Origin of the sequence: Cetobacterium sp. ZOR0034 (assembly GCF_000799075.1) — a bacterium.
GTDB lineage: Bacteria > Fusobacteriota > Fusobacteriia > Fusobacteriales > Fusobacteriaceae > Cetobacterium_A.
The window spans coordinates 1-379 of sequence record NZ_JTLI01000116.1; the positions used below are offsets into that span (position 1 = coordinate 1).

The window sequence follows — 379 nt, forward strand, 5'->3', positions numbered from 1 at the left end:
TAGGAGCAGAAGCTTCAAAGAATATAGCAAATATCTACTTATTATCAGAAAAAAGAGATGTAAGATTAGATATAATCTCAATATATAGCAGTATAATCAACTATGAAAAAGATTTAACAGTTTTAGAATCGTCTATGAAAGAGTTACAAGCTAGACAGATGAAGCAAAAGGAGCAGTTAGATTTAAGATTAGTAACAAAAGCTGATCTGTTAAAAACAGAATACTCAATTTTAGAGTTAGAATCTCAGATAACAGGAACAAAAACAAATTTAGAGATTGCAAAGAAGGATTTAAAATTAAAATTGATGATACCAACAAATGAAGAGATTGTTTTGAAAGAATTTATGGTTCCAGAAAACTTAACAACAGGAATTGATTT

Annotated in this window: 1 protein-coding gene; it reads left to right on the top strand. The window is 27.7% G+C overall.

Annotation, left to right across the window (positions count from 1 at the left end):
- A partial coding sequence (locus tag L992_RS13730) for a TolC family protein (protein WP_047396691.1) occupies window positions 1-379 on the top strand: 379 nt, incomplete at both ends.